Genomic DNA, 24,730 nt, shown 5'->3' with positions numbered 1-24,730 from the left:
GTCTCAAGTCTTAAAAATTTTGATAGTCGTCAAAACAGCAGGCATTGACCAATATATAGAATATCTGACTTTTTACCGATCGGTAATCTTTTCTTGGCGATCGGCTTTTTTAGAAAATATTTCCGCTCCCAGGGTTGACATAAATACAGATATACCCATTTATTAGACTTGAGCTGCTCTGCTATGCGGCTAATCGAGGATTGGGATCGTTTCACCGCAGCAATACTTGGCTTCTTGTGCAGAGGCAACTGTCTGGCGATCGGACTCTGTTTTTTCACGAAACTTTACTATTGGCAGACTTGTATCTTATACTACGCAAGTGTGAAATATTAAGGAGTGTTAACAAAAATGTCGGAGGCAGGACGGCCGCTGACAGTGCCGAAAGAGTTTCTGAGTCCTCCGGGTGACTTGAATCCGACGCTGCTGTTGTTTTTGAGTGCATTAGCGATTATCGCGATTTCCTTTGTGGGTTACTGGTACGGGGACTGGCCGGATTGGTGTTGTTTTTCGCTGAACGTGCTGGCGTTGCACATGGCTGGAACGGTGATTCACGATGCGTCTCACAACGCGGCGCACCGCGATCGTACAATTAACGCTATTTTGGGACACGGTAGCGCGCTGATGTTGGGCTTTGCTTTCCCGGTATTTACGCGGGTACATATGCAGCATCACGCCCACGTTAACGACCCAGATAACGATCCAGACCATTATGTTTCTACGGGTGGGCCTCTGTGGCTAATTGCTGCGAGGTTTTTTTACCACGAGATTTTCTTCTTTAAGCGCAAACTGTGGCGGAAATACGAACTTTGGGAATGGTTTTTCAGCCGTTTGTTTGTGATCGGAGTGGTTTATCTCTCAATTCAATACGACCATTTAGGCTATGTGCTGAACTTTTGGTTTTCTCCTGCTTTGGTAGTGGGGTTAGCCTTGGGCTTATTTTTTGATTATTTGCCACACCGTCCGTTTCACGAGCGCGATCGCTGGAAAAATGCCAGAGTATATCCTAGTCCAATTCTGAATATTTTAATTTTGGGACAGAACTATCATTTGATCCATCACTTGTGGCCTTCAATTCCTTGGTACAATTACAAGCCAGCTTATGAAGCTGTGAAGCCGCTGTTAGATGAAAAGGGTTCTCCTCAAAGTCTGGGAATATTGGAAGGTAAAAAGGACTTTTGGAGTTTTATATATGACATCTTTTTAGGGATTAGGCTGCATCACAAGAAAGCCACTGATTGACAAAAAATCCGGTTTCTTCGAGAAGCCGGTTTTTTTATGTTTTTTATCTAAGCCAATCCCAACCGAAAAAGGTAAGCTAAAATAAATTTATCTGCTGGAGAAGCCTATTTCAATTCAGCAGATCGCAACTGCCATGACCCAAATTACTCTCGACCTCAACCCAATTATCAAACTTACCGAAGAACAGTTTTATTTACTCTGTCAAGAAAACCCAGATTTAAAACTAGAAAGGAACCCTAATGGAGAATTAATCGTGATGCCGCCGACAGGAGGAGAAACCGGAAAACGTAACGTCAAACTGATTGTACAACTGGCAATCTGGAACGAGCAAACTCAACTCGGCGAAGTCTTCGACTCATCGACAGGGTTTACTCTACCAAACAAAGCCGATCGATCTCCCGATGTCTCTTGGGTCGAAAAATCTCGCTGGGAGGCTTTGACTGCACAACAAAGAGAAAAATTCATCCCGCTGTGTCCCGATTTTGTGATTGAAATTCTTTCACCAAGCGATAGCCTGAAAAAAACTCAAGACAAAATGCAAGAGTATATCGACAATGGCTGTCGTCTGGGTTTGTTAATTAACCGCAAAAAGCAACAAATGGAAATTTATCGCCCCGATCGAGAAGTTGAGGTATTGCAAGAACCTCAAACTGTTCCGGTAGATGTGTTGCCGGGATTTACCTTGAATTTACGGCAAATCTGGGATTAACAACAGACTGTTGCAATCCATAACAATTGCAGCTAATAGCTCAACTTCATCAATACTTAATCAGGACTATACCTGTACATTATGTGTTTTTCAGTTGGCTCGTAAACAATTGTGTTTTTCTGATTTTTCAAAGGCTTAGTGTGTTTAATTTGCGCGTCAACAATTATTAAGGGAATTAGACCTGGATCGAAAGCCGGACAAGTTCCGTCTGCTCTAAAATGTTGGCAGTAGTTACATCCTTTGGGAGCATCTCATTTTTGTAAAAGCATTTTTTTCTTATAGTGCGAGCGTCCCCGCTCGCGTATCGTATAATACGCGAGCGGGGACAGCACTATTAAATGCAAAACTGAGATGCTCCCCATCCTTTGTAATCACTCATTTTGTTATTACATCTTTTCATTCCTCAGTTAAAAATCAACCCACCATGGCTGGTGGGTTTACTCTTGAATCAATCAAAAAGTGATTTTCTTATTTTTCCGCAGCAACCGCGACGGCTAAATTCCAATCGGGCCGCAAATTTTGAGCTCCGCGCAAATAAGGATGATAAATTTCGGTGTGTGCGGGCCAATTGACGTGAATTAAAAAGCGGATGCAGCGTTCTAATGAACCCTTAACGTACATTTGCTGCACGTCCAACAAAGGAACATTGCACCACCGAGGGCGTTCGCGGGCGATCGCAGCCGGAAAGACAGCATCCAAATCGCGGGTAACAGAAAACGTAACACTAATTATTAATTCCGGATCTAAATTATTTCTTGTTTCTAATTCATCTAACAGTTCTCTCACCGCTTCTCGAATTGCTTCTACCGAATTATCGCTGGCAGTTGTTGCCCCGCGAATCGCCCGCACTTGCCAATCCACGCAAATATTCTCCATTTTTTATCAGTTGTCAGTTGCTAGTTGTCAATGGTTATTGGTTATTTGTTACTTGTTATTTGTTACTTGTTATTTGTTATTTGCGTTGCCATGAGCGGAGTCGAAGGGTTACTTGTTATTTGTTGGTTTGTCAATAACCAACAACCAACAACCAACAACCAACAACCAACAACCAATAACCAATAACCAATAACCAATAACCAATAACCAATGACTAATTTATTTAATCACGGGCGATACAGCCACAGCGGCAAACCGCTAGTAGACAGCTCGAATTCCAGCAAATTCTTGTAAGCCCAAAGCCCGGATGTATCCAGACTACTCCCCAAAACGCGATTTAGGAAAGGTTTTTGTTTTTCTAGCGTGCAGCATTCGGTTTTTTCCGGGTCGAGGCCTGCGAGTTCGGCAGTCCAGCGGCGAGCGTCCTCTTCGGTTCCGAGTCGATCGACCAAACCCAATTCTAAGGCTTGCTGGCCGGTAAAAACGCGACCGTCGGCAAAAGTTTTGACGTTTTCAACGGGGAGTTTCCGGGCTTCGGCGACGGTTTCCACGAATTGCTGGTAGCTGCTGTCGATCAAGTCTTGCAGAATTTGCTGTTCGGGCTCGGTCAATTGTCGATCGAATGCCAAGATATCTTTATAGGGCCCGGATTTAATCACTTGAAAAGAAACGCCGACTTTTTCTAGCAGCCCTTCTAGATTGTTACCCCGGATAATCACGCCGATGCTGCCGGTAATTGTACCGGGATTAGCAACGATATGTTGAGCTCCCATGCCGATGTAAACTCCGCCAGAAGCTGAAATATTGCCAAAACTAGCGACAATTTTGATTTTTTCGCCCAAACGCTTGAGGGCGCTGTAAATTTCTTGGGAATCGCCGACAGTGCCCCCGGGGCTGTCTATCCGCAGCAGCAAGGCGGGAAATTTGCGCTCTTCAACGGTTTTGAGCGCTTCTAGAACTCGTTTGCGGGTTTCTCCGGCGATCGCTCCGGTGACTTCGATGCGGGCGATTTGTTTGCGGTAGCGGGGCTTGAATGGCCAAATCATGGGCAGTTTCGGGCAATGTGAAATTTTGTATCTCACTTCTAGTGTGCCTTATTCATTGGGTTAGATGTTGTGCTTGTGTTCGCAACAGGCAAGATGCCTGTTCCACAACCAATTTCACTGATTTTGGAACTGCAACAGGCAAGATGCCTGTTCCACAAACAATTTCACTGATTTTGGAATGCAACAGGCAAGATGCCTGTTCCACAACACATTTCACTGATTTTGGAACTGCAACAGGCAAGATGCCTGTTCCACAACACATTTCACTGATTTTGGAACTGCAACAGGCAAAATGCCTGTTCCACAACCATTGCAGAAATTGTGGAACTGCAACAGGCAAGATGCCTGTTCTACAACCAATTTCACAAATTGTCGAACCGCAACAGGCAAGATGCCTGTTCCACAACCATTGCAGAAATTGTGGAACTGCAACAGGCAAGATGCCTGTTCTACAACCAATTTCACAAATTGTGGAACGGGCATCTTGCCCGTTCGATCGCACTTAACCCACCTTCGATATATAATTGTAAAAATTGCTTAACAAATCTACATCATTCCCGAGAGCGCCACTCTCATCAATTATTTGGAGCCTCCGCCATGCAGCTAAAACTTACCGATTCTAAACTGCCCTTTGCCCCGCTGTTACTCATTGCGCCGTTTTTCCTGTGGGGAACCGCGATGGTAGCGATGAAAGGGGTGATGCCACACACGACACCGCTGTTTGTGGCTGTCGTGCGTTTATTACCTGCGGGCGTGTTGGTGTTGCTGGCGGCGGCTTTGATGGGAAAAAAGCAGCCGCAGGGTTGGAAAGCTTGGCTGTGGATTTCGCTGTTTGCATTAGTTGACGGCACTTTGTTTCAAGGATTTTTAGCCGAAGGTTTGGCGAGAACCGGTGCGGGTTTGGGTTCAGTGATGATTGATTCTCAACCGCTAGCCGTGGCGATTTTGTGTTTGTGGCTGTTTCAAGAAAAAATAGGTTTTTGGGGCTGGTTGGGCTTAGTAATTGGCGTTATCGGCATCAGTTTGATTGGATTGCCGGATGGCTTTATTTTGGGGCTGTTTCATCCTGAAAATGTGCAGGTTTCTGCGGGTATCGAAAGTGTGTTTCAGGGCGGGGAATGGTTGATGCTGTTGGCGGCTTTGTCGATGGCTGTAGGTACGGTTTTGGTGCGGTGGGTGTGCCGCTATGTTGACCCGGTGGTGGCGACGGGCTGGCACATGATTTTAGGCGGTTTGCCGTTGTTGGCGATTTCGGCGGCTACTGAGTCGGGGCAGTTTGTGAATATCGATTTGTCGGGTTGGATGGCTTTAGGGTATTCTACTGTGTTCGGAAGTGCGATCGCCTACGGTTTATTCTTTTACTTTGCTTCAAGCGGCAGTTTGACGAGTTTAAGTTCTCTGACTTTTCTGACTCCGATTTTTGCTTTGCTGTTCGGCAATTTGTTGTTGGGCGAAGTATTGAATCCGCTGCAATCGATGGGAGTCGGGCTGACTTTGGTAAGTATTTATTTGATTAATCAGCGGGATACTTTGGCTGAGAAATTGGGGAAAGGCCGGAATGGTGCAGCGAATTCTGAGGAGGAAGTGCAGTTATTAGAGTCGTCGGAGTTGAATGCAGTTGAATTTCCCGTGCAAGTGCGGGCTACAGAATTGGAGCCGGAGGTTTAGACAGAATTGGTTAACTCTTCAATTAACTGATTGGGAGTGACAATTCGAGGAGTTGTCACCGGAAAATCTCGCGGGTTGCGGGTGACAATGGCATCAATTTGATTGACTACGGCAGTGCTATACTGAATCGCATCTTCAAAATCCTTGAAGTTGGAAATTAATGCCATTGAAATAGCAGAGCTATCCACAGTCGCCACTTGACAAAATGTGGCTATATATTTCAAAAACTCAAGCGTTGAATCTCGACCTTTAACTTTGCGTATGATGTAGTAAATATCGCCAAAAGTAGAGGCTGAAATATAACCTTCTACTTGTGCCTGTTCAACAAAGGACAAAACTTGTTCGCTTTCACCAAAAAATTGCTGTCGTTCAAGGGCGATATCTAAGATGATATTGGTATCTAGCAAGATTTTCATAGCTTGTGTTTCTCCTTCAAAGCTTCCCATCTAGCTTCCTCTGCATCGAAGTCAGGCGGGACAGGCTGAGTATTCTCAAACCAGGCTTGCAAAGCCTTGATTTTAGTTTTCACTTTTCTTTTAAGGTTAGCTTCTTCTGACTGGATTACTAGCTGTGGGGAACTGACAACCGCATCAGCCACCGGCCAAACGATGATTTCCACATCTCCGGCTGGCATATCCAGGGATTCCAAAACTACCAAATTCCCAGCCTCATCTATTTTACCTCTAAGTTTGTATGCTTGCATACTAATCTCCTAAGCTTTGTCTCTATTATAGGACATAAAAATTCGGTAAGTCCCTTTGTAATCAATCCAAACTTAATCATATTAAAAATTTTCAGGAAGTCCGCCGATATAGCCCCTCAAAAATGCCTCTGATAAATCTACAGGTTCTTGTCCATCCAAAGGTTCCGGGTTGAGAATACGTCTAGCTTTAGTATAACCTAATTGGTTGCGGGAAATCACAAACAACCGCTGTTCATCATCATCTAAATCTAAGCCGTCCAAAACAGCGGGGTTATGAGTTGTCAAGATGACTTGTTTATCGTTATTTTTTGCTAGTTCGACTAATTCTTCGATTAACCGGCGGCATAATCGAGGATTTAGAGAAGCGTCAATGTTGTCAATTGCAAAAAATTTAGGTGTGATATCGCTTATGAACAAGGTAAAGTAAAACAGTAAAAACAAAAAGCCTTCATTCGAGCTTCTTTGGTCGAAATAACTTAAATCTGTATCTAAGTATCTATCTGTAATTTGGAGAGAAGTTTGCATCGCTGATAGATTGTGAGGAATTTCAAAATCTTTAAACCAATCTATCAATTGCAGCTTGTCTTTGATTTGATTAAGTTTATCTGGGTTATCTGCATTCAAGATATTTATAAGTTTAAACAAACCTTGACCATTAATGCCTAATGGTTGAATTTGCCCTTCTTTTTCAAAGGTTCGTAAAGCTGGGTTTTCAGGGGAGTAAACAATAAACTTATTTAGATAATATAATTCAATAAATGAGTCTACATCCTTGTTGAATATTGATAATTCTTGTTCCGTTAGTTGAGTTGCTCCTTTTAAAATTGATAAAAGTTTGTCTTGTCCCCCGTATTGCTCAACAAAAAGTTTAAGAGCATTCTCTGTAGATATTTCAGAATTACCAAAAAATTTTTTACTAATCCACTGAGAATAGGGAGAATTATCATTTTGTAAAATACAACTAAATTGTTCTTTATCATTCTGTCTTAATTCAATGCTGATATCTTTAGTAAGATTATCTTTTTCAAAAGCCGATCGCATAAATCGAGGTTCTGTCACCCGAATCCCCCGTGCAGCAAGAAACTCGTTATCCAGTTTATCATTAGCAGCCGCCGAAGCCAGGGCGATGGCTTCCAAAATATTGCTCTTACCGCAGCCATTTTCGCCAATCAGTACGGTGACTCGTCCTAATTCCAGCTTCAGCTTTTGAATAGACTTGTAATTTTTGATTCTGACTTCTTTAATCATAATTAAATCCCCTATAATCTGAATGTACTCATTGTATCTCGGATGTCATGGATCTAAAAGAACGCCTGCACAGCCACCTAATTCAAATTGTACGCGATCGCAATCCTTACTTGGCATCCGCAGGGCACTTCTATGTGCAGCAATACATTCGCGAACAGTTGGGACAGTGGGGCGCTGTAGAAACCGACGATTTTGCGGTGCGCGGGCGAATTCATCACAATTTTATCTTGGATTTACCCCCCCTCAATCCCCCCCTTGCTAAGGGGGGGAAGCAAGAAAATTTGCCGATTATTATAGGCGCTCATTACGATACTGTGCCGGGGACGCCTGGGGCTGATGATAATGCTACGGGTGTTGCTGTGTTGCTGGAACTCGCAAGGGCGATCGCACTTCAACCGCTAAAATATCCAGTACAGTTAGTTGCGTTCGATATGGAAGAATCTGGTTGTTGGGGAAGCAGGCATTATGCAGCTAAATGCAAGCAACAGCAACAGTCAATTCGGTTGATGATTGCTTTGGAAATGTTGGGTTATTGCGATCGCACTCCGAACTCCCAAAGCTATCCGGCTGGACTAAAATATTTTTATCCGAATATTGGCAACTTTATTGCTTTAATTGGGAACTTGCGGACTGTGCGCGATATGATTACTTTGAGCAGAAATATCCGCAAAGTCGGTCAGGATTGCGAGTGGTTGCCGGTGCCGAATCGAGGTTTGATTGTGCCGGATACTCGCCGCAGCGATCATGTTCCTTTTTGGGATAATGGTTATCCGGCGATTATGGTGACGGATACGGCTAATATGCGGAATCCGCACTATCATCAACCGAGTGATAAGATTGAGACTTTGGATTTGGATTTTTTGGCTGGTGTTTGTGGGGGCTTGGTTGAGGCTATTCGATATCTATAATTTTATTTTAATGAACTGCGAAGACGCGAAAAACGCGAAGGAATAAAGAAAGAAGATGATAGAAAAAGATATGAATGTTGATTTTCCCGATCGCACTTGCTGGCAATTTTGGATCGATCGCGGTGGTACTTTTACCGATATTGTCGCCCAAAGTCCTGATGGTAGGTTAGTTATTCACAAGCTGCTGTCGGAAAATCCCGATCGCTACACCGATGCAGCAGTGCAAGGAATTCGCGATATTTTGGGGATTGAGGCGGGGGAATCGATACCGGCGAACAAGATTGCAGCGATTAAAATGGGGACGACGGTGGCGACAAATGCTTTACTGGAACGTAAGGGCGATCGCACTATTCTGTTAATTACCAAAGGTTTCGGCGATGCGCTGAGAATTGGCTATCAAAATCGCCCGAATATTTTCGCCCGCCACATTGTGCTGCCCGAGATGTTGTACGATCGCGTTATTGAGGTTGCAGAACGTTACAGCGCCCGAGGTGAAGAGTTAATTGCTGTCAATCCTGAGTTTATCCCGGCTTTGCAGCAAGCCTACGATGACGGAATTCGCAGTTGTGCGATCGTCTTTATGCACGGCTACCGCTATTCGGAACACGAAAAACAAGTTGCTCAAATAGCCAGAGAAATTGGTTTTAGTCAAATATCAGTATCTCACGAAGTCAGCCCTTTAATGAAATTAGTTTCGCGGGGAGATACTGCGGTTGTCGATGCTTATTTATCTCCGATTTTACGCCGATATGTCGAACAAATAACCAGTGAGTTAATTGAGGTAGGTTCTCGGAATGAGGGATTATTAATGCCCAATTCCCAATGCCCAATTCCCAATGCCCAATTCCCCCAATTAATGTTTATGCAATCAAACGGCGGCTTAGTTGATGCCGCCCAATTTCAAGGAAAAAACAGTATTTTATCAGGCCCGGCTGGGGGAATTGTCGGTGCAGTTCAAACGAGTAAAAAGGCTGGTTTTGACAAAATCATCACCTTTGATATGGGCGGAACTTCGACAGATGTTGCCCATTTTAACGGCGAATACGAACGCGAATTTGAGACTGAAATTGCAGGGGTGAGATTGCGATCGCCCGTGATGGCAATTCACACTGTAGCAGCCGGTGGCGGTTCGATCGTGTTTTTTGACGGCGCGCGCTACCGTGTCGGGCCGGAGTCTGCGGGCGCAAATCCAGGCCCTGCTTGCTATCGGAAGGGCGGCCCTTTGACGGTGACTGATTGTAATGTGATGTTGGGGAAAATTCAGCCTGATTTTTTCCCGAAAGTGTTTGGATTGACGGGAGATTTGCCGATCGCCTCTGACGTAGTTAAGCAAAAATTCGTGCAGTTAGCGGGGGAAATTGGGGGCGAGAGGACACCGGAACAGGTGGCGGAGGGGTTTTTGGCGATCGCGGTGGAAAAGATGGCTAATGCGGTCAAAAAAATCTCGCTTCAGCGCGGTTACGACGTTTCCGAGTATACCTTGTGCTGTTTTGGCGGTGCGGGCGGCCAACACGCTTGTGCGATCGCCGATAGTTTGGGCATGAAACGGGTGTTTATTCATCCCTACGCGGGGGTATTATCCGCCTACGGTATGGGTTTGGCTGATGTGCGGGCTATGCGCGAAAGGGCGATCGAGCAATTATTAACTGCTGAATTAATTGCGGATTTGCATGATATTTTAGCGCAATTGGAGGCGGAGGGAAAAGGGGAATTGAACCGCAGAGGCGCAGAGGGCGCAGAGGGAGAGAAAGAGGTTTTGGTTGTGAGGAAGCTGCATCTTAAATATCAGGGAAGCGATTCGGTTTTGATGGTGAATTTTGCTGGGAGTGTTGAGGAGATGCAGGCTGATTTTGAAGCAGCACACCGACAGCGTTACAGTTTTATTATGCCGGAAAAATCGCTAATTGTAGAAGCAGTTTCTGTAGAAGTTGTAGAAACAATGGATGTACTGGATAATTCTACAACTTCCCCATCTTGTGGCACAGGCATCTTGCCTGTGGCTGATAATTATACAACTTCCCCATCTTGTGGCACAGGCATCTTGCCTGTGGCTGATAATTATACAAATCCCCCATCTTGTGGCACAGGCATCTTGCCTGTGGCTGATAATTATACAACTTCCCCATCTTGTGGCACAGGCATCTTGCCTGTGGCTGAAGCATCAACAAATCCCCCATCTTGTGGCACAGGCATCTTGCCTGTGGCTGAAGCATCAACAACTTCCCCATCTTGTGGCACAGGCATCTTGCCTGTACAAATGTATGTTGCTGCTGAATGGCGGGAAACGCCTGTTTATCAGAGAGACGATTTGCGATCGGGCGATTGCTTTACGGGCCCGGCGATGATTGTCGAAGCAACTGGAACTAATATCATAGAACCGGGTTGGGAAGGCGAAATCACCGAAAACAATGACTTAATTTTGAACCGCAGATCCACACAGATGAATGCAGTTAAAACCCATTCATCGGCGGTTAAATCAGATCCAGTTTTGCTAGAAATTTTTAATAACTTGTTTCGCGCGATCGCCGAACAAATGGGCGTGACTTTACAAAATACAAGTTCCTCAGTCAACATCAAAGAGCGCCTCGACTTTTCCTGTGCAATCTTCGATGCAAACGGGCAATTAGTTGCCAACGCGCCGCACATTCCCGTGCATCTCGGTTCCATGAGCGAAAGTGTTTCAGCTTTAATCCTAGCACAAAGTCATACTATTAAACCGGGCGATGTTTATGTTTCTAACAATCCCTACAATGGCGGCACGCACTTACCAGATATCACCCTAATTACTCCAGTATTTAATCGTGATTCCTCGCTTCCTTTGTTTTATGTTGCTTCGCGGGGACACCACGCCGACATCGGCGGCATCACTCCCGGTTCCATGCCTCCCAATAGTAAAATAGTCACTGAAGAAGGCGTATTGTTTGACAATTTTCAGCTAGTCAGCGAGGGTAAATTCCGAGAAACAGAATTACTACAAATTCTGACAGCCGGGGATTTTCCGGTTCGCAATGTCGCACAAAATATCGCCGATTTGCAAGCCCAAATTGCCGCCAACAATCGCGGTTTAGCAGAACTTGTCAAGATGGTAGAACATTACGGCTTGGAAACAGTACAAGCTTATATGGGTTTTGTGCAAGATAATGCTGAAGAATCTGTGCGCCGAGTAATTGAGGTTTTGACTGATGGCGAGTTTACTTATCCGATGGATAGCGGCGGACAAATTAAAGTAGCTATTACAATTAACAAGTCTGCGCGCAGTGCAAAAATAGATTTTACTGGCACTTCTTCCCAACAATTCAACAATTTTAATGCTCCCGCTGCGGTGTGTAAAGCGGCTGTGTTGTACGTTTTCCGCACCTTGGTAGATGACGATATCCCTCTGAATGCTGGCTGTTTGAAGCCTCTCGAAATCATCAATCCCGCTGGCTGTATGCTGAATCCGCGTTATCCGGCGGCGGTGGTGGCGGGAAATGTGGAAACTTCGCAGAATATTACGGATGCTTTGTATTGTGCGCTGGGTGCGATCGCATCTTCTCAGGGCACCATGAATAATTTCACATTTGGCGATCGACGCTATCAATATTATGAAACAATTTGCGGCGGTTCGGGTGCTGGTGCAAATTTCGACGGCACAGATGCGGTGCAAACTCACATGACTAATTCGCGTTTAACCGATCCAGAGGTGTTGGAATGGCGGTTTCCGGTGTTGTTGGAAAGTTTTGCAATCCGGGCTAATAGCGGGGGAAATGGAAATCATCGCGGCGGTAATGGAGTGGTGCGGCGAGTGCGATTTCTGGAAGCGATGACTGCGGGAATTCTCTCCGGGCGGCGGGTGATTTCTCCCTGCGGTTTGCATGGAGGTGAAGCGGGGAAAGTTGGGCGAAATTATGTTGAAAGATTTGATGGAAATGTGGAGGAATTGGGGAGTACGGCGAGTGTCGAAATGCGATCGGGGGATGTGTTTGTAATTGAAACTCCTGGCGGCGGAGGTTATGGTTTTCCTAGCTATCGCGGTTAATAGCCTTCATCGGATCGAGGGTGATAAGCTGTTAGTCATTTAAATTTATTGCCTCAACGCCTTACAGTATGGGGTCTGGCACACAAATAGTGCAGTTTGAATGTCGAACAGCTTAACTCCTGCGAACGGTATACAAAAAGTGCGATATCTTAATATTATTCAGCTTCTATCCAACCCTTAATTGTTTCAATAGGAACGCTGACTAGCGGATGATTGAAGATTGCTTTCAATGCTTCAATGCCACCTGCTTTTAAAGCACTTCGCAACCGCTGTTTAAGAGTGGAATTTTCCTTTATTTCATGCTGAATAGCTACAGCTACAGCGGATTCAGTCATAGTTGGATTAGTCTGAGCTATTTGATTCAACAATTGCTGAATTTCTGCTGCTGCATCAACTAAATTCTGAGGTGGATTATTGATGAAGTCACCTTCAACATTCCCCGCAGCACCTGTGACGGGGGCGTTAAAGTTCATTTGTACTTTGCGCTCTGACATAGTGTTAATGGCTTGATTTAGTACATTAAAAATTATAGCATTTCTGTAAATCTCTCCAAGGGCGGCAACAGCACTAGCCCGAACACTTGGATCGCTATCTTCCAATGCAGCTTGATATAGAGTAGCGATCGCCTCTTTGCTGTCAGCACCCATTTTAGCCAAAGCTTCAGCAGCGTTAATGCGAACAAGAGAAGACGGATCGTTTTGCAAAATATGACATATCAACTCAATTGTCCTGGTTTTTGACTCGGTGAACTCATTTTGTTCGCTCACTGTAGAATTCTCCCAATGACAATACAGCTTTAGCACGAACAGCAGGATCTTGACTTTCCAAATCTTGCAGTAAGGGAACTATCTCTTTTGGAAATTCCTGGTTGAGCCAGTCGAATTGACGATCGGTAATTTTGTTGTTGCTGCTGTTGTTCCCTTTAGAATTGAGGTGCAGGAGTAAATGTTTGTTCTTTGCGTCGGCTACTAACTCGAAGTTAGCGATTAATCCTTGACTCTTTATTATTTGTACGAGGTGGATAGTTGCCTCTGTTGCTGGAACTACGACGGTTAAATTCCCTGCTAGGTTAGCTTCCCGAATGCAGGCGATTGTCTGGGCGATCGCATCTTCATAATTTGCGCTTGTCTCGTATGTTGTGCTTGGCGGATTGAATGATGTATAGCTACCAAAATTTCCGCAGGTTATTTCCTGATTTTCGATATATCTTGCCAATGAGATATTTCGATCGTTAATATCTATGACACAATTTTCTGTTTCATTGTCACTCTCGATGAATTTGGATAATTCTGCAATTACTTCTTTGAGACCCTTTATATCATTTGTAGTAAAGACAGCTTTTTCACCAGAATTCATAGATACTTCCAGTCCATATTTTTTGAGCCAAATATTTGGCATTGCGTATAATGCTGTGACCATCAATAAAAATCCCAGACCTTTTATATCTGTAAAAGCCAAAACCAAGCCGATAAAAAACAAAACAAATATCCCGGTAGTTACTAAGGGATTTATAATATCAACTCCAGTTATTTTAAATCCACTAACGTTACAAAATTGATATACAACATCTCCAAATTTGACTATTTTCTTGGTAATATATATGGTCGTCAACTTAGAATATATCGTTCTAGAGCTAACTGGAGTATTCGCTTTGCCTCGCACTGCATTACTTATCAGCATACTTTTAACCTTCAAAGTAACTTACTAAATATTAATTAATAGTGCTAATTTCACACGATGAACTAACAAATAAGTTGATAAATCATTAATCTGTATGTAAGCTCTCCTATTATATCACAAATCGAATCTGTTGTTATTTATGCACTAGATTGATGTTTATCCCATCCTTCCGGCATCTCGTCCCAAATTTTCTCATGCAGAAGTCTCCCAGAAGCCTTAGGTGTTCTACCTCCCCATTGCTTGAAGAAAAATGCGACTTCAGCATCCTCGCACTGCTGCTTAATATTCTCAACCCACTCTGCTTGGATGGGACGGTGTTTTACCCCAGATTCTCCGCCAACAATCACCCAATTAATGCCTGTTAAATCTAGTTCTAAATTACCTAAAAGTGGTTCGCATGATAGAAATCTGACTTTAGCGGGTACTTGTCGCAAACAGTCAATCCTGTTAACGTAGTTTTGATTTTCAACAGAAACTCCCATCCAAATATTATCATGCCAGTCTAATTTGTCAGCTATTTCTCGAAGGCGTTCGTGTCTTTTGGTCAGAATTTGATATATATGCCAGGGAGTTTCACGCATTACCTCAAAAACTTCTTTGAGAAAATCTATTGGCACTTCTTCATGAAATAAATCGCTCATCGAGTTCACGAAAATACGGCTCGGTTTTCGCCAGCGTTTTGGTTCTTCCAAGCGATTCCTATGGAGTGTTAAATCAAAGCCGTTAGGAAAATTAGTGTGAAACCTTTTTGTTAATGCTTCTGCATAACAATGGGTGCAGCCGGGACTGACTTTATCGCAGCCAGTTGTTGGATTCCATGTGCGATCGCACCACTCGATACCAGTATTAATGCTAGACATACAAACACTTGACCCTTGAAACAACTAATTATCTTTTTAGATGCGCTGGATACATAGAATTTATATGTATCAATTTAGATTAATGCAGCATCACCTACAACTCCATTATATAATTAAAATTGACTTAAGTATCAACACTTTTTAAGCAGTTGCATTAAATGTAGATCGTAGTGTAGAATCGGGCTGCAACAGCATTGATACCCAAAACCTTTACAGAACAATTGTGCAAGCACCAGTTTTTTCCGAACTCAACCACCCTGTGGTCAAATCCCTGTTCCATCACAGCGATCAGGAATTATTGACCCTGTTTCAAAACCATCCCGATCAGGGCCGCTTCTTCACGGCGATTTTTTGCCGCTACGCTCAAATTGTACACTCCCTGATCCGCCATTCCGTGCGATCGCCCGTACAAGGCGATTACCTCTTCGCCCACACCTGGCAGCACATCTATCACGAGCTCCGAGGCCTCGATTTGCGCCGCGAAACCCAAGATCCTGATGGCGACAATCTCAGTCTCCAAAACTGGCTGATTAATGTCACCGCTGTCTGCATCAATCAAGCCGAATTACCCCCAGTTGAGTCTATTCACTACTCTTTGCAATCCGCTTCGCCTCCCCTGTGGTGTTACGTCAGACAAGCCTTAGAATTGTTGGCGCCACTGCCACGTTTAGTCGTGTTGATGGCCCAGACTTTCCGCTGGAGCGAAACTCGAATTGCAGCTTATTTGCAAGCAGAAGGTGAAGCTATTTCGCCCGCTCAAGTTAGGGCTTTGCTGCAAAAAGGATATCAAACTTTAGAGTCAAATTTGCCGCAGGATATTCGCGCTATTTATCTGGATGAAAATCTCGATTATCAACAAGCACTTGTCTAGCAGCCGAGAATTCCGCTAATATCAATTATTCTTCAGTCCCCCTCTGCTGCGGACTTTGTTTGACAAGAAGAGGTTTCAATCGCCGATATCAAGAAGCTAACATCAATTATTCTTTAGTCCGCGGAGGCGGACTTCGTTTGTGTAGACGCGGTTTCAACCGCCGAGTCTCGATTGTATTTGACAAAAATCGGTTTCAACCGCACTAATAGTCGGAAATAATATCAGAGGTGAAAATGGCAGTTTATCAAGTTCGGCTGGTGAATGAGGAGCGATCGCTCGATCGCACGATCGCAGTACCGGACGACCAGTATATCCTAGATATGGCAGAAGATGCCGGCATCCGCTTGCCGAATGGATGCAAGCAAGGAGAGTGTTCTGCTTGCGTTGCCAAACTGCTTAGCGGTGAAATCGACCAAAGCGAACAAAAGTTTTTGAAGCCCTCAGAATTGCAAGCTGGCTACGCTGTTACCTGTGTCGCTTACCCGCTTTCTGACTGCACTTTGTTAACTCATCAAGAAAAAGTTTTATATGAAGCAGCTCTCTATTTTAAGTAATGCCAGATGCGTATTATATATTGTCAGAGTCTCGCTAGCGATTCCACAAAGGTGTGCATATTATAGTGCTGTCCCGATCGCGAGCTGTCAAATTCCGTGACATCGTAATTATATTATAGTGCTGTCTCGCTCGCGATGACAGCTCGCGAGCGAGACAGCACTAAATTCAGAGAATTATTATTCGTATACCAGCAGAAACGAGTTAATGCCAGGTGCGCCACAAGCACCCTACTCACTACTTAAAAATTAACTACGGCTTGCCATTAAATTTCAACAATTCCAGAATCCGCTTCAGCGGAATTTCCGCCCAATCCAAGCGGTAATTGAGTTCGTAGGCCAGCTCAGCAACCCCTTTTTCCAAAATGTAAGCATCCAGCAAAACTTGTAGTTCTGGTATAGATTTTGGCAAGAAACTGGCATCGGCTGCTGTTACCAAATAGCTGTTAAGAAAAGTGAGGCTGACCCAGCGGTGCCAAACATTCGCCCACTGCTGCATCTCCGGAAGATTTTCAGGGCGGATCATACCGCTTTCAACTTCATTTCGCAGTGCCAAAGTAACAGCATAATTGAAAGATTGTAGCATTCCCGCCACATCTCGCAGGGGCGATCTTTTCATCCGCCGCTCGCTTAACGGTCGATTCCGTTCTCCTCCGAAATCAATAATTACGAAGTCTTTACCTGTATAAAGAACTTGTCCGAAATGGAAGTCCCCGTGACAGCGAATTCGATCCGCCGTGATTCTCAAGTTCAAAATAGACTTGAAACGTTCCATCAGCAACTCTTCCCGGTTTAGGAGATTTTGTGCTAGTTTATGCGCTTCTGGCGGCAGTTTTGACAGCCGCTTTTTCAGCAGCAGCAAAGTTCTTCCTGCCATATTTCTCATGTGTTGGTAGATGGAACGCTGGTAAAATGAGGTGAAGTTTTCTGGAGCAAAAGCGGGATTTTCGGTGTCTGAAGCTAAAGCGAGGTGAAGTTCCGCTGTCCGCTGACCTAAAAGTTCGGCTGATGCTAAGTAAGAGCCGATTAGTTCGCGAGCTAAGGCCGGAATTTCTAGGGATAAATCGGCTACTAGAGAGTTTGGTTGCCGCATTTGTGCGGTCAAAGCGCTGGGTAAATAGTTTTCGGGATCTGTCGATAAATTATCGCCTAAATGCTTGGCTTCTACTGTCATTACTTGCTCGAAATAGTCGCGCAGCGTGTCTAATGTATAAGACCAAGCGTCCCTGCTGTCGGGGATTAGTTTTTGCAGTATTCCGACTGTAATTACTTGTTTTTCGGCTGTGTGATATTCCAAGGCTCCGGCAATTGGAGCGTAGTGTTGGATCGGGTTGCGATCGGTTAAAAACCGCCCGATTTCTAATTCGGGGTTGATTCCTTCTTCGACTTTTCGCAATATTTTTAGGACGTAGCGATCGCCGTAAGCTGCGGATGTATTGCTTTGTTCTTTTTTGAACAGGTGAGGTTCGAGCTGCGATAAATCTTGGTCTGAGTTGAATGCAATGTCGGCAATTCCCACCAGTTGACCTGCTGTACCTTTGTAACTGCGAGAATTGCCGATCGCCCCCAGCAGCGCGCTCAGCAGGCCTTTGTCCCCAGCAGCATCAAATAGCACCCCGGCTTCGTTGCTTTCAGGGAAGTGCAGGCGTGCGATCGCGCGATCGTCCGCATCGCCTTTCATCTCTTCCCAACCTACGGGCAAAACGTAAGTTTCCGGCATACCTTCTGTATAATTCAACAGCACAAACAGAATGTAAACTGTAGATTCTTCTCCCGCACCATTGTGACATTCTACAGGAATAATTTCACTAATTTCCAACGATTGAATCGTCCTATCTGCACCGATGAACCAGCGATTGCTGCGTAAATAGTTTGGCAAAAGAGAGAGTAGCATCTCGCTTAATTGACTTGTTACAAAAGCGGTTTTCCAATTGCCGATTACCGCCAAACTAGGCAAGTTTGTCTTAAAACCGTGCAGCGAAAATTCTTCGGGTTTAGGAGTAAGAGTAAACCAGTAAAATGTGTGAGGACTCAAACTCAAAAAGTAAGGTGATTCGCCAACAGGTGGAAACTCAGCGCGACCGAAAATCTCCACCGGCACAGCACCTTTAAACGGAGAAAGGTCTAATTCTGCCGTCTGCACGAAGCGCGACAAATTAGCGACTACGAGGATGTGTTCGTCTTGATAAGTGCGAACAAAAGCTAAAACTTTGCGGTTTTCTGGGTACAGAAACTCGCAAGTGCCGCGGCCGAATGCTTGGAAGCGCTGGCGCACAGCAATCAAGCGTTTCATCCACCACCAGAGTGAACTTGGATTCGCCCGCTGCGCTTCCACGTTCACAGATTCGTAGTGATATTCAGGGTCAACGATTGGTGGCGCGTACAGCCGCTGCGGGTTAGCGCGGCTGAAACCGGCATTGCGATCGCTACTCCACTGCATCGGAGTTCTCACCCCGTTGCGATCGCCCAAATAGATATTATCACCCATCCCAATCTCATCGCCGTAGTAAAGCACCGGCGTACCAGGAAGAGACAGCAGCAAAGCATTCATCAACTCAATGCGGCGGCGGTTATTTCCCATCAGCGGAGCCAAGCGGCGGCGGATACCCAAATTAATTCTCGCCTGAGTATCTTGAGCGTAAACCCGATACATATAATCTCGGTCTTCATCGCTCACCATTTCCAGCGTCAATTCATCATGATTCCGCAAAAACAATGCCCACTGACAATTATTAGGAATCTGCGGAGTTTGCTGGAGAATATCGCTAATTGGGAAGCTATCTTCCATGTGCAAAGCCATAAATAAACGCGGCATCAGCGGGAAATGAAAATTCATGTGACATTCATCGCCACCCGAGTAATATTCAACCGCATCCTCCGGCCACTGATTCGCCTCAGCAAGCAGCATCCGGTTCGGGAATTTCTCATCTACGTGCTGCCGCAAATGCTTGAGAAATACGTGAGTTTCTGGCAGGTTTTCGCAGTTAGTACCTTCCCGCTCGTACAGATAAGGCACGGCATCCATTCGCAGTCCATCTACTCCCAGTTCCAACCAAAAGTCTACCACATCTAAGATGGCTTGGCGGACGGCGGGATTGTCGTAATTTAAATCTGGTTGGTGAGAATAAAAACGGTGCCAGTAATAAGCTTTTGCTACCGCATCCCAAGCCCAATTAGAAGTTTCAAAATCTTGAAAAATAATCCGAGCATCTTGATATTTTTCCGGCGTATCGCTCCACACATAAAAATCTCTTTCGTTACTGCCTTTCGGGGCGCGCCGCGCTCGCTGAAACCATGCGTGCTGGTCGGAAGTGTGGTTGACAATTAACTCAATAATAACTCGAATTCCGCGCTGGTGCGCTGCTTCTAAAAGCTCTTTAAAGTCGTCTAACGTGCCGTAAATCGGGTTGACGGTGGTATAGTGAGATGTATCGTAGCCGTCGTCTCGGAGTGGCGAGGGAAAAAATGGCAGTACCCAAATTGCTGTTACTCCCAAGTTTTGCAGGTAATCTAGTTTTTCTGTGAGTCCCCGAAAGTCGCCGATGCCGTCTGCATTGCTGTCTGCAAAAGCGCGAATTGGTACTTCGTAAATGATGGCGTCTTTGAACCACAAGGGATCGTTATTTAACATTGAGTTTGGCATAATTTTTATGGGAGAATGGTAATTTGGATTTGGTAATTTGGATTTGGTAATTTGGATTTGTTAGTGAAAAATCCAAACTGATAAATCATAACGCATAATTCTATCGCGATTCGTCATGCCAGTGGTAGAGTTTTAATCGTAATTTATGAACGCAAAACTTATAAGTTCTTAACTAAAAAAATTAAACAATCTTATTTGTTATTGCGGATACAGTTCATGATTCGGATCTCGATCGCCGTATTACAGACCCGTGCTTGGCGGTGCACGCCCTACATACTTATATATAAATCCTTTCCCCGTGTCCCCTCTCCCCCTCGAACCCTCTCCGGCGGCCGTCGGAGTGACGGTTTTTACTACCTACCGGACGGTTTGCACGACACTACACTGCCTTGACGCTGTTTGTAAATTTTTGTTACATTTGTTTACATAAAGCAACAAAAGTTTAAGGAAATAGCAAAAATGACTATTGTAATCGCTCTTTTGGTCGTCGGTTGGGTCGCAGCATCTTTAATTGGCACTCAAGCATATTTCCTGGGCGAACAGTCCAAGCCCATTCACGATCGCAATTGGAGCAATGAATCTTTTGAACAACTGGCAAAATCGATGACTGGAACAGAAATTGATTACACTGTTCGCGTTCCCGCCTACAGCATGGATGCTTACACCAGTCGCACGATGGCTAATTAGTAATATTAAGCAGCAGGCTTGACTATTTTGAATAGAACAGGCCATAAATAATTATCGAAGTGTAATCGGCAAAATTCTCACCCTAGAGCGCGTTTCATCCACAGAAATGAACGCCCCCGACTCAATTTGTGGCTCAAATTGATGTAACACTTCCACAATCAAACTCTCTATATTAGCAGGCAGCACGTCTTGAATACGCACTTGAATGACACTGGGAGCATCAGCTTGGGTTGCGGCCAGCAGTGCGCCAAAATCTAAATCATGAGTGAATACGGCATAGTCATTTACTCGCGCCCATTCCATAATAACGCGATCTGTGGCACGAGGATCGCCGACTGTAGACCAATGAAGAGACTCTATTCCGTATTTAGTAAATACGACAGTCCACTCAGGTGACAGGTTCATATCAATCAAAATTTTCACGCTATTTTGAGAGGAATTTCTACTTCTTCAACTCGCCACGCTGCATAGGCAAGCGCTTCATATATATCTGCTTCTTCCAGGTAGGGATAAGCCTGCAAAATGCCTGACGGTGAGTGTCCCGATGCCATCAGTCCGACTATCGTGCCAACAGTGACTCGCAAGCCGCGAATGCAGGGTTTTCCTCCCATTACTTCTGGATTCAGAGTGATTCTAGTTAGTTGTTTCATGATTTTAAACTACCAGGCTTTCTGGGAAACAAGAAGATTTCTTTTTTGTGGAACAGGCCGGAAAGCCTGTTCCTAACACAACTACAAACTGTTACCTACCAACGCGGGGAGAGAGTCTTTTTTACGAAACTGCAAATGGTTATTTACGCAGTCGATCGCAATTGTATCGCCTTCAACAAACGCATTTTCGAGAATCTTGTTAGCTAGCGGGTTTTCCAACTCCCGCTGGATAGCGCGTTTCAGGGGACGAGCGCCATAAACTGGGTCGTAACCGACATCTGTGATATGGTTTTTTGCAGCATCGGACAGTTCCAAGGTGATTTTCTGTTCCGCCAACAGCCGCTCGATCCGCTTGACTTGAATGGTGACGATTTGCCGCAGTTCCGTCTTGCTCAAAGTGTGGAACAAAATTGTCTCGTCCACCCGCTGAAGAAACTCCGGCCGGAAGTGCGATCGCAAAGCAGTCATCACCCGTTTTAACATTTGTTCGTACTCTTGGTCTGTCTCCCGTTCTTGAGTCGGTAAATCTTCACTTTCACTATTGTCTTTTTCACTCTTGTCTGAGATATCGACTCGCTGGGCAGATACCTCGACAGTGCCATCATCAGCAACTTTATAATCAGTCTTGGGAATTGACACCTCCTTCGGTTCCTGCTTCCTAGCAGCAGGTTTTTTGGTAGTTTTTCCCTTCTTAGCAAACACTTCTAAAATGTGGTCGCTGCCGATATTGCTTGTCATCACAATGACGGTATTCTTAAAGTCAACCACTCGACCTTGAGAATCGGTAATTCTGCCGTCATCCAACACTTGCAGCAAAATGTTAAAAATATCAGGGTGCGCCTTTTCCACTTCGTCAAATAGCACCACCGAATAAGGGCGTCTCCGCACTGCTTCCGAAAGTTGTCCCCCTTCATCGTAACCGACGTATCCGGGGGGAGCTCCTACCAACCGGGAGACATTTTGCTTCTCCATATATTCCGACATATCGATGCGGATAATCGCATCATCGCTGTCAAACAAAAACTCCGCCAACGCCCGCGCTAACTCGGTTTTACCGACGCCTGTGGGGCCCATGAACAAGAAAGAGCCGATCGGTCTACCGGGATCTTTCATCCCCGCCCGCGCCCGCCGAATCGCCGCAGCAACCGCCGTTACAGCCTCCTCTTGACCGATAACTTTCTTGTGCAAATGGCTTTCCAATTGCAGCAATTTTTGGCGTTCCGATTCCAACAACCGATTGACCGGAATTCCCGTCCATTTAGCAACAATTTCCGCAATATCGCCCTCAGTAACTTTTTCCCGCAGCAGGGAAGAACCTTGAGCTTGTTGTTTCAAAAGTTCGGCTTCCTTGGCTTCGCGATCGCGCACCGCAGTCTCCAATTTACCGTACTTCAACTGCGCCGCTTTATTCAAATCGTAAGCTCTTTCTGCTTGTTCGATTTGGACTCGCAACTGGTCTTCTTCTGCTTTCAATTTATTGATTGCATCCAACAACTGCTTTTCGCCCAACCACTGAGAAGACAGTTTTTCCTGCTTGACTTTTAAAATGTCAATCTCCGATGTGATGCGTTCGATGCGGGGGCCGATTCCCGGGGATAGAGCGCCTTTACCCTCACCTTCGATCGACAATTTTTCCATTTCCAACTGCATCACCCGGCGGTCAATCCCTTCCAATTCCACGGGTTTGGAGGTAATCTCCATTTTCAAATGGGCGGCCGCTTCGTCTACAAGGTCGATCGCCTTATCCGGCAAAAAGCGATCGGAAATATAGCGAAAAGACAGAGTAGCAGCAGCAACCAGCGCCGAATCGGTAATTTTTACCCCGTGGTGGCGTTCGTAACGGTCTTTCAATCCGCGTAAAATTGAAACAGTATCTTCCACAGTCGGTTCCCCGACAAATACTTGTTGAAAGCGGCGTTCCAGTGCCGGATCTTTTTCAATATTTTTGCGGAATTCATCGAGAGTTGTAGCGCCGATACAGCGCAATTCACCTCTGGCTAACATTGGTTTCAACAAATTTCCGGCATCCATTCCCGAACCGGAACTTCCGCCGCCGCCAGTGCCAACAACCGTGTGCAATTCATCAATAAATAGGACGATTTGCCCGTCGGAATCGATAACTTCTCGCAGCACAGAACGCAATCGTTCTTCAAATTCGCCCCGGAATTTTGCCCCAGCAATTAAACTGCCCATATCGAGGCTGAATAGTTGGCGATTTTTCAAAGATTCCGGTACATCGCCGTTGACAATGCGCTGGGCTAAACCTTCGGCGATCGCAGTTTTTCCGACTCCGGGATCGCCAATTAACACTGGATTGTTTTTCTGACGGCGGGAAAGAACTTGCACGACGCGGCGGATTTCCTCGTCGCGGCCGATTACTGGGTCGAGTTTGCCTGCTTTTGCCGCTTCTGTCAAATCGCGCCCGTATTTAGTGAGGGCGTCGGAGTTGGCGTCAGAATTTTGGTTTTGACTTTGACTTTGACTTTGGGTTTGCTTTTGATCTTTGACTTTGGTAGTAGCACGAATTGATTTGATTGCTTCTTCGAGTTTCGCGCGATCGATCGTACCGGGGGCCGGTTTGCGATCGTATCCGGGGCGGCCCGGCGGCCCGTCGCCCTTAGTCAGCAATCGCCTACCAACTCGTTCATCTTCTAGCAAGCCTATTAATAAATGTTCAACGGCGATAAAATTATCTTGCCAAGCCTGTCTGGCAGACTCAGCAGCATCTAACATCACTTCTAAGCCGCGGCCGAGGTATAGTTGGTCAGCGTTGGCAACTCTCGGCTGTCGTTTGGCAAAAGCATCTAACTGTTGCGCCAAGCGGGGGACATCGACTCCGGCCTTGCTGAGAATGCTGTTTGCTAGGGCTTGCTGTTCTAGAATGGCGATCGCTAAATGTTCAACCTCTAGCTGCTGATTGGCAAAGCGGCGGGCTACATCCTGGGATTTGACTATGGCTTCCCAGGCTTGATCTGTAAATTTGCTAGGGTCTGTTGGCTGCACGTTGGTTCCTCGCAATCAAGGGGATTCCTGTTGTTATCCGTTCATACATGGTCTCACAACTATCTTAATCTTGAAACACGATTGTTAATCTATGAGTGCGGTTAACGAGCGCCGAAGTTGCAACACAATTGACTGCTTGTACAAGCTTACAGTCCGCAATCCACCGCAAAAATTTGTGTGGTACGACCGGATCGGGCGATCGAACTTATGAAAATATACAGGTTCTCCATTGCCTACAATACTGTACAGACACGGCACTGCCGCCTCATAATTATGTCTTGGTTCGATCGTTCGGACTTTAGTCCGCATCAATTTCTGCGGACTAAAGTCCGAACGATCAAACCTCTTTATTGCTCTACTAAAAATTTTA

General features: G+C 45.2%; 21 protein-coding genes. 9 read left to right on the top strand and 12 right to left on the bottom strand.

All coding sequences use genetic code 11. The features are described 5' to 3' along the window. Positions 1-348 precede the first annotated feature (348 nt). On the top strand, positions 349-1,239 hold the full coding sequence (crtR, locus tag JGK36_RS19905; protein ID WP_293177805.1) for a beta-carotene hydroxylase: 891 nt from the start codon (positions 349-351) through the stop codon (positions 1,237-1,239). 133 nt (positions 1,240-1,372) lie between these two features. Beyond that, on the top strand, positions 1,373-1,948 hold the full coding sequence (locus tag JGK36_RS19900; protein WP_293197554.1) for a Uma2 family endonuclease: 576 nt from the start codon (positions 1,373-1,375) through the stop codon (positions 1,946-1,948). Between the two features lie 468 nt (positions 1,949-2,416). Here the strand turns inward: JGK36_RS19900 and aroH are convergent, their stop codons facing one another. Together aroH and sppA are read right to left on the bottom strand one after the other, a co-directional pair. Beyond that, entirely contained in the window at positions 2,417-2,824 is a 408-nt protein-coding gene (aroH, locus tag JGK36_RS19895; protein WP_293177591.1) for a chorismate mutase, read from the bottom strand. A gap of 227 nt (positions 2,825-3,051) precedes the next feature. Then, positions 3,052-3,870: a signal peptide peptidase SppA gene (sppA, locus tag JGK36_RS19890; protein WP_293177588.1), complete on the bottom strand. Its 819-nt coding sequence runs from the start codon at positions 3,868-3,870 to the stop codon at positions 3,052-3,054. Positions 3,871-4,013: 143 nt separating this feature from the next. On the opposite strand from sppA, the gene JGK36_RS19885 reads away from it, so the two are divergent. Together JGK36_RS19885 and JGK36_RS19880 are read left to right on the top strand one after the other, a co-directional pair. After that, the gene (locus tag JGK36_RS19885; RefSeq protein WP_293197552.1) at positions 4,014-4,376 is read left to right on the top strand and encodes a hypothetical protein; all 363 of its coding nucleotides are present in this window, start codon (positions 4,014-4,016) and stop codon (positions 4,374-4,376) included. Positions 4,377-4,467: 91 nt separating this feature from the next. After that, positions 4,468-5,538 carry a DMT family transporter gene (locus JGK36_RS19880; RefSeq protein ID WP_293190051.1) on the top strand — a complete coding sequence of 357 codons (1,071 nt, stop codon included), beginning with the start codon at positions 4,468-4,470 and terminating at the stop codon, positions 5,536-5,538. On the opposite strand, the gene JGK36_RS19875 is transcribed toward JGK36_RS19880, so the two are convergent. From JGK36_RS19875 to JGK36_RS19865, 3 genes are all read right to left on the bottom strand, one after another. Next, complete coding sequence (locus JGK36_RS19875; RefSeq protein WP_293201069.1) at positions 5,535-5,984, bottom strand: PIN domain-containing protein; 450 nt, start codon at positions 5,982-5,984, stop codon at positions 5,535-5,537. The genes JGK36_RS19880 and JGK36_RS19875 overlap by 4 nt on opposite strands. Beyond that, positions 5,951-6,241 carry a hypothetical protein gene (locus JGK36_RS19870; protein ID WP_293177582.1) on the bottom strand — a complete coding sequence of 97 codons (291 nt, stop codon included), beginning with the start codon at positions 6,239-6,241 and terminating at the stop codon, positions 5,951-5,953. The genes JGK36_RS19875 and JGK36_RS19870 overlap by 34 nt, the downstream gene beginning before the upstream one ends. Positions 6,242-6,322: 81 nt before the next feature. Further along, positions 6,323-7,489 carry an AAA family ATPase gene (locus JGK36_RS19865; RefSeq protein WP_293190037.1) on the bottom strand — a complete coding sequence of 389 codons (1,167 nt, stop codon included), beginning with the start codon at positions 7,487-7,489 and terminating at the stop codon, positions 6,323-6,325. Between the two features lie 47 nt (positions 7,490-7,536). Between JGK36_RS19865 and JGK36_RS19860 the strand changes: the two genes are divergently transcribed. Together JGK36_RS19860 and JGK36_RS19855 are read left to right on the top strand one after the other, a co-directional pair. Further along, positions 7,537-8,397: a M20/M25/M40 family metallo-hydrolase gene (locus JGK36_RS19860; RefSeq protein ID WP_293177576.1), complete on the top strand. Its 861-nt coding sequence runs from the start codon at positions 7,537-7,539 to the stop codon at positions 8,395-8,397. 70 nt (positions 8,398-8,467) lie between these two features. Then, positions 8,468-12,415: a hydantoinase B/oxoprolinase family protein gene (locus JGK36_RS19855; RefSeq protein ID WP_293197579.1), complete on the top strand. Its 3,948-nt coding sequence runs from the start codon at positions 8,468-8,470 to the stop codon at positions 12,413-12,415. A 155-nt stretch (positions 12,416-12,570) separates the two neighbouring features. On the opposite strand, the gene JGK36_RS19850 is transcribed toward JGK36_RS19855, so the two are convergent. The 3 genes from JGK36_RS19850 to JGK36_RS19840 form a co-directional block, all read right to left on the bottom strand. Next, positions 12,571-13,182, bottom strand: a complete 612-nt coding sequence (locus JGK36_RS19850; RefSeq protein WP_293177573.1) for a HEAT repeat domain-containing protein — start codon at positions 13,180-13,182, stop codon at positions 12,571-12,573. Then, a complete protein-coding gene (gene rpsH, locus JGK36_RS19845; protein WP_293177570.1) occupies positions 13,166-14,110 on the bottom strand; it encodes a 30S ribosomal protein S8 in 945 nt (314 codons plus the stop codon). The genes JGK36_RS19850 and rpsH overlap by 17 nt, the downstream gene beginning before the upstream one ends. A gap of 122 nt (positions 14,111-14,232) precedes the next feature. Beyond that, complete coding sequence (locus JGK36_RS19840) at positions 14,233-14,955, bottom strand: DUF5131 family protein (RefSeq protein WP_293177567.1); 723 nt, start codon at positions 14,953-14,955, stop codon at positions 14,233-14,235. Positions 14,956-15,178: 223 nt separating this feature from the next. Between JGK36_RS19840 and JGK36_RS19835 the strand changes: the two genes are divergently transcribed. Both JGK36_RS19835 and JGK36_RS19830 read left to right on the top strand, forming a co-directional pair. Next, positions 15,179-15,826 carry a sigma-70 family RNA polymerase sigma factor gene (locus tag JGK36_RS19835; RefSeq protein WP_293177564.1) on the top strand — a complete coding sequence of 216 codons (648 nt, stop codon included), beginning with the start codon at positions 15,179-15,181 and terminating at the stop codon, positions 15,824-15,826. A 233-nt stretch (positions 15,827-16,059) separates the two neighbouring features. Further along, the gene (locus tag JGK36_RS19830; protein WP_293157012.1) at positions 16,060-16,380 is read left to right on the top strand and encodes a 2Fe-2S iron-sulfur cluster-binding protein; all 321 of its coding nucleotides are present in this window, start codon (positions 16,060-16,062) and stop codon (positions 16,378-16,380) included. A 250-nt stretch (positions 16,381-16,630) separates the two neighbouring features. Here the strand turns inward: JGK36_RS19830 and treS are convergent, their stop codons facing one another. Next, positions 16,631-20,008, bottom strand: a complete 3,378-nt coding sequence (gene treS / locus JGK36_RS19825; protein WP_363319173.1) for a maltose alpha-D-glucosyltransferase — start codon at positions 20,006-20,008, stop codon at positions 16,631-16,633. A gap of 471 nt (positions 20,009-20,479) precedes the next feature. On the opposite strand from treS, the gene JGK36_RS19820 reads away from it, so the two are divergent. Then, entirely contained in the window at positions 20,480-20,707 is a 228-nt protein-coding gene (locus tag JGK36_RS19820; protein WP_293177558.1) for a hypothetical protein, read from the top strand. A gap of 51 nt (positions 20,708-20,758) precedes the next feature. Here JGK36_RS19820 and JGK36_RS19815 read toward each other — a convergent pair whose 3' ends face one another. The 3 genes from JGK36_RS19815 to JGK36_RS19805 form a co-directional block, all read right to left on the bottom strand. Next, complete coding sequence (locus JGK36_RS19815) at positions 20,759-21,130, bottom strand: DUF5615 family PIN-like protein (RefSeq protein ID WP_293177555.1); 372 nt, start codon at positions 21,128-21,130, stop codon at positions 20,759-20,761. Continuing rightward, entirely contained in the window at positions 21,127-21,357 is a 231-nt protein-coding gene (locus JGK36_RS19810; protein WP_293177552.1) for a DUF433 domain-containing protein, read from the bottom strand. Before JGK36_RS19810 ends, JGK36_RS19815 begins: the two co-directional genes overlap by 4 nt. Positions 21,358-21,438: 81 nt before the next feature. Further along, entirely contained in the window at positions 21,439-24,360 is a 2,922-nt protein-coding gene (locus tag JGK36_RS19805) for an AAA family ATPase (protein ID WP_293177549.1), read from the bottom strand. Between the last annotated feature and the right edge of the window lie 370 nt (positions 24,361-24,730).

This window comes from Microcoleus sp. PH2017_35_SFW_U_B, from assembly GCF_020737865.1.
In the GTDB taxonomy this organism is placed as follows: Bacteria; Cyanobacteriota; Cyanobacteriia; order Cyanobacteriales; family Microcoleaceae; genus Microcoleus.
This window is presented reverse-complemented; position numbering and strand designations above follow the sequence as displayed.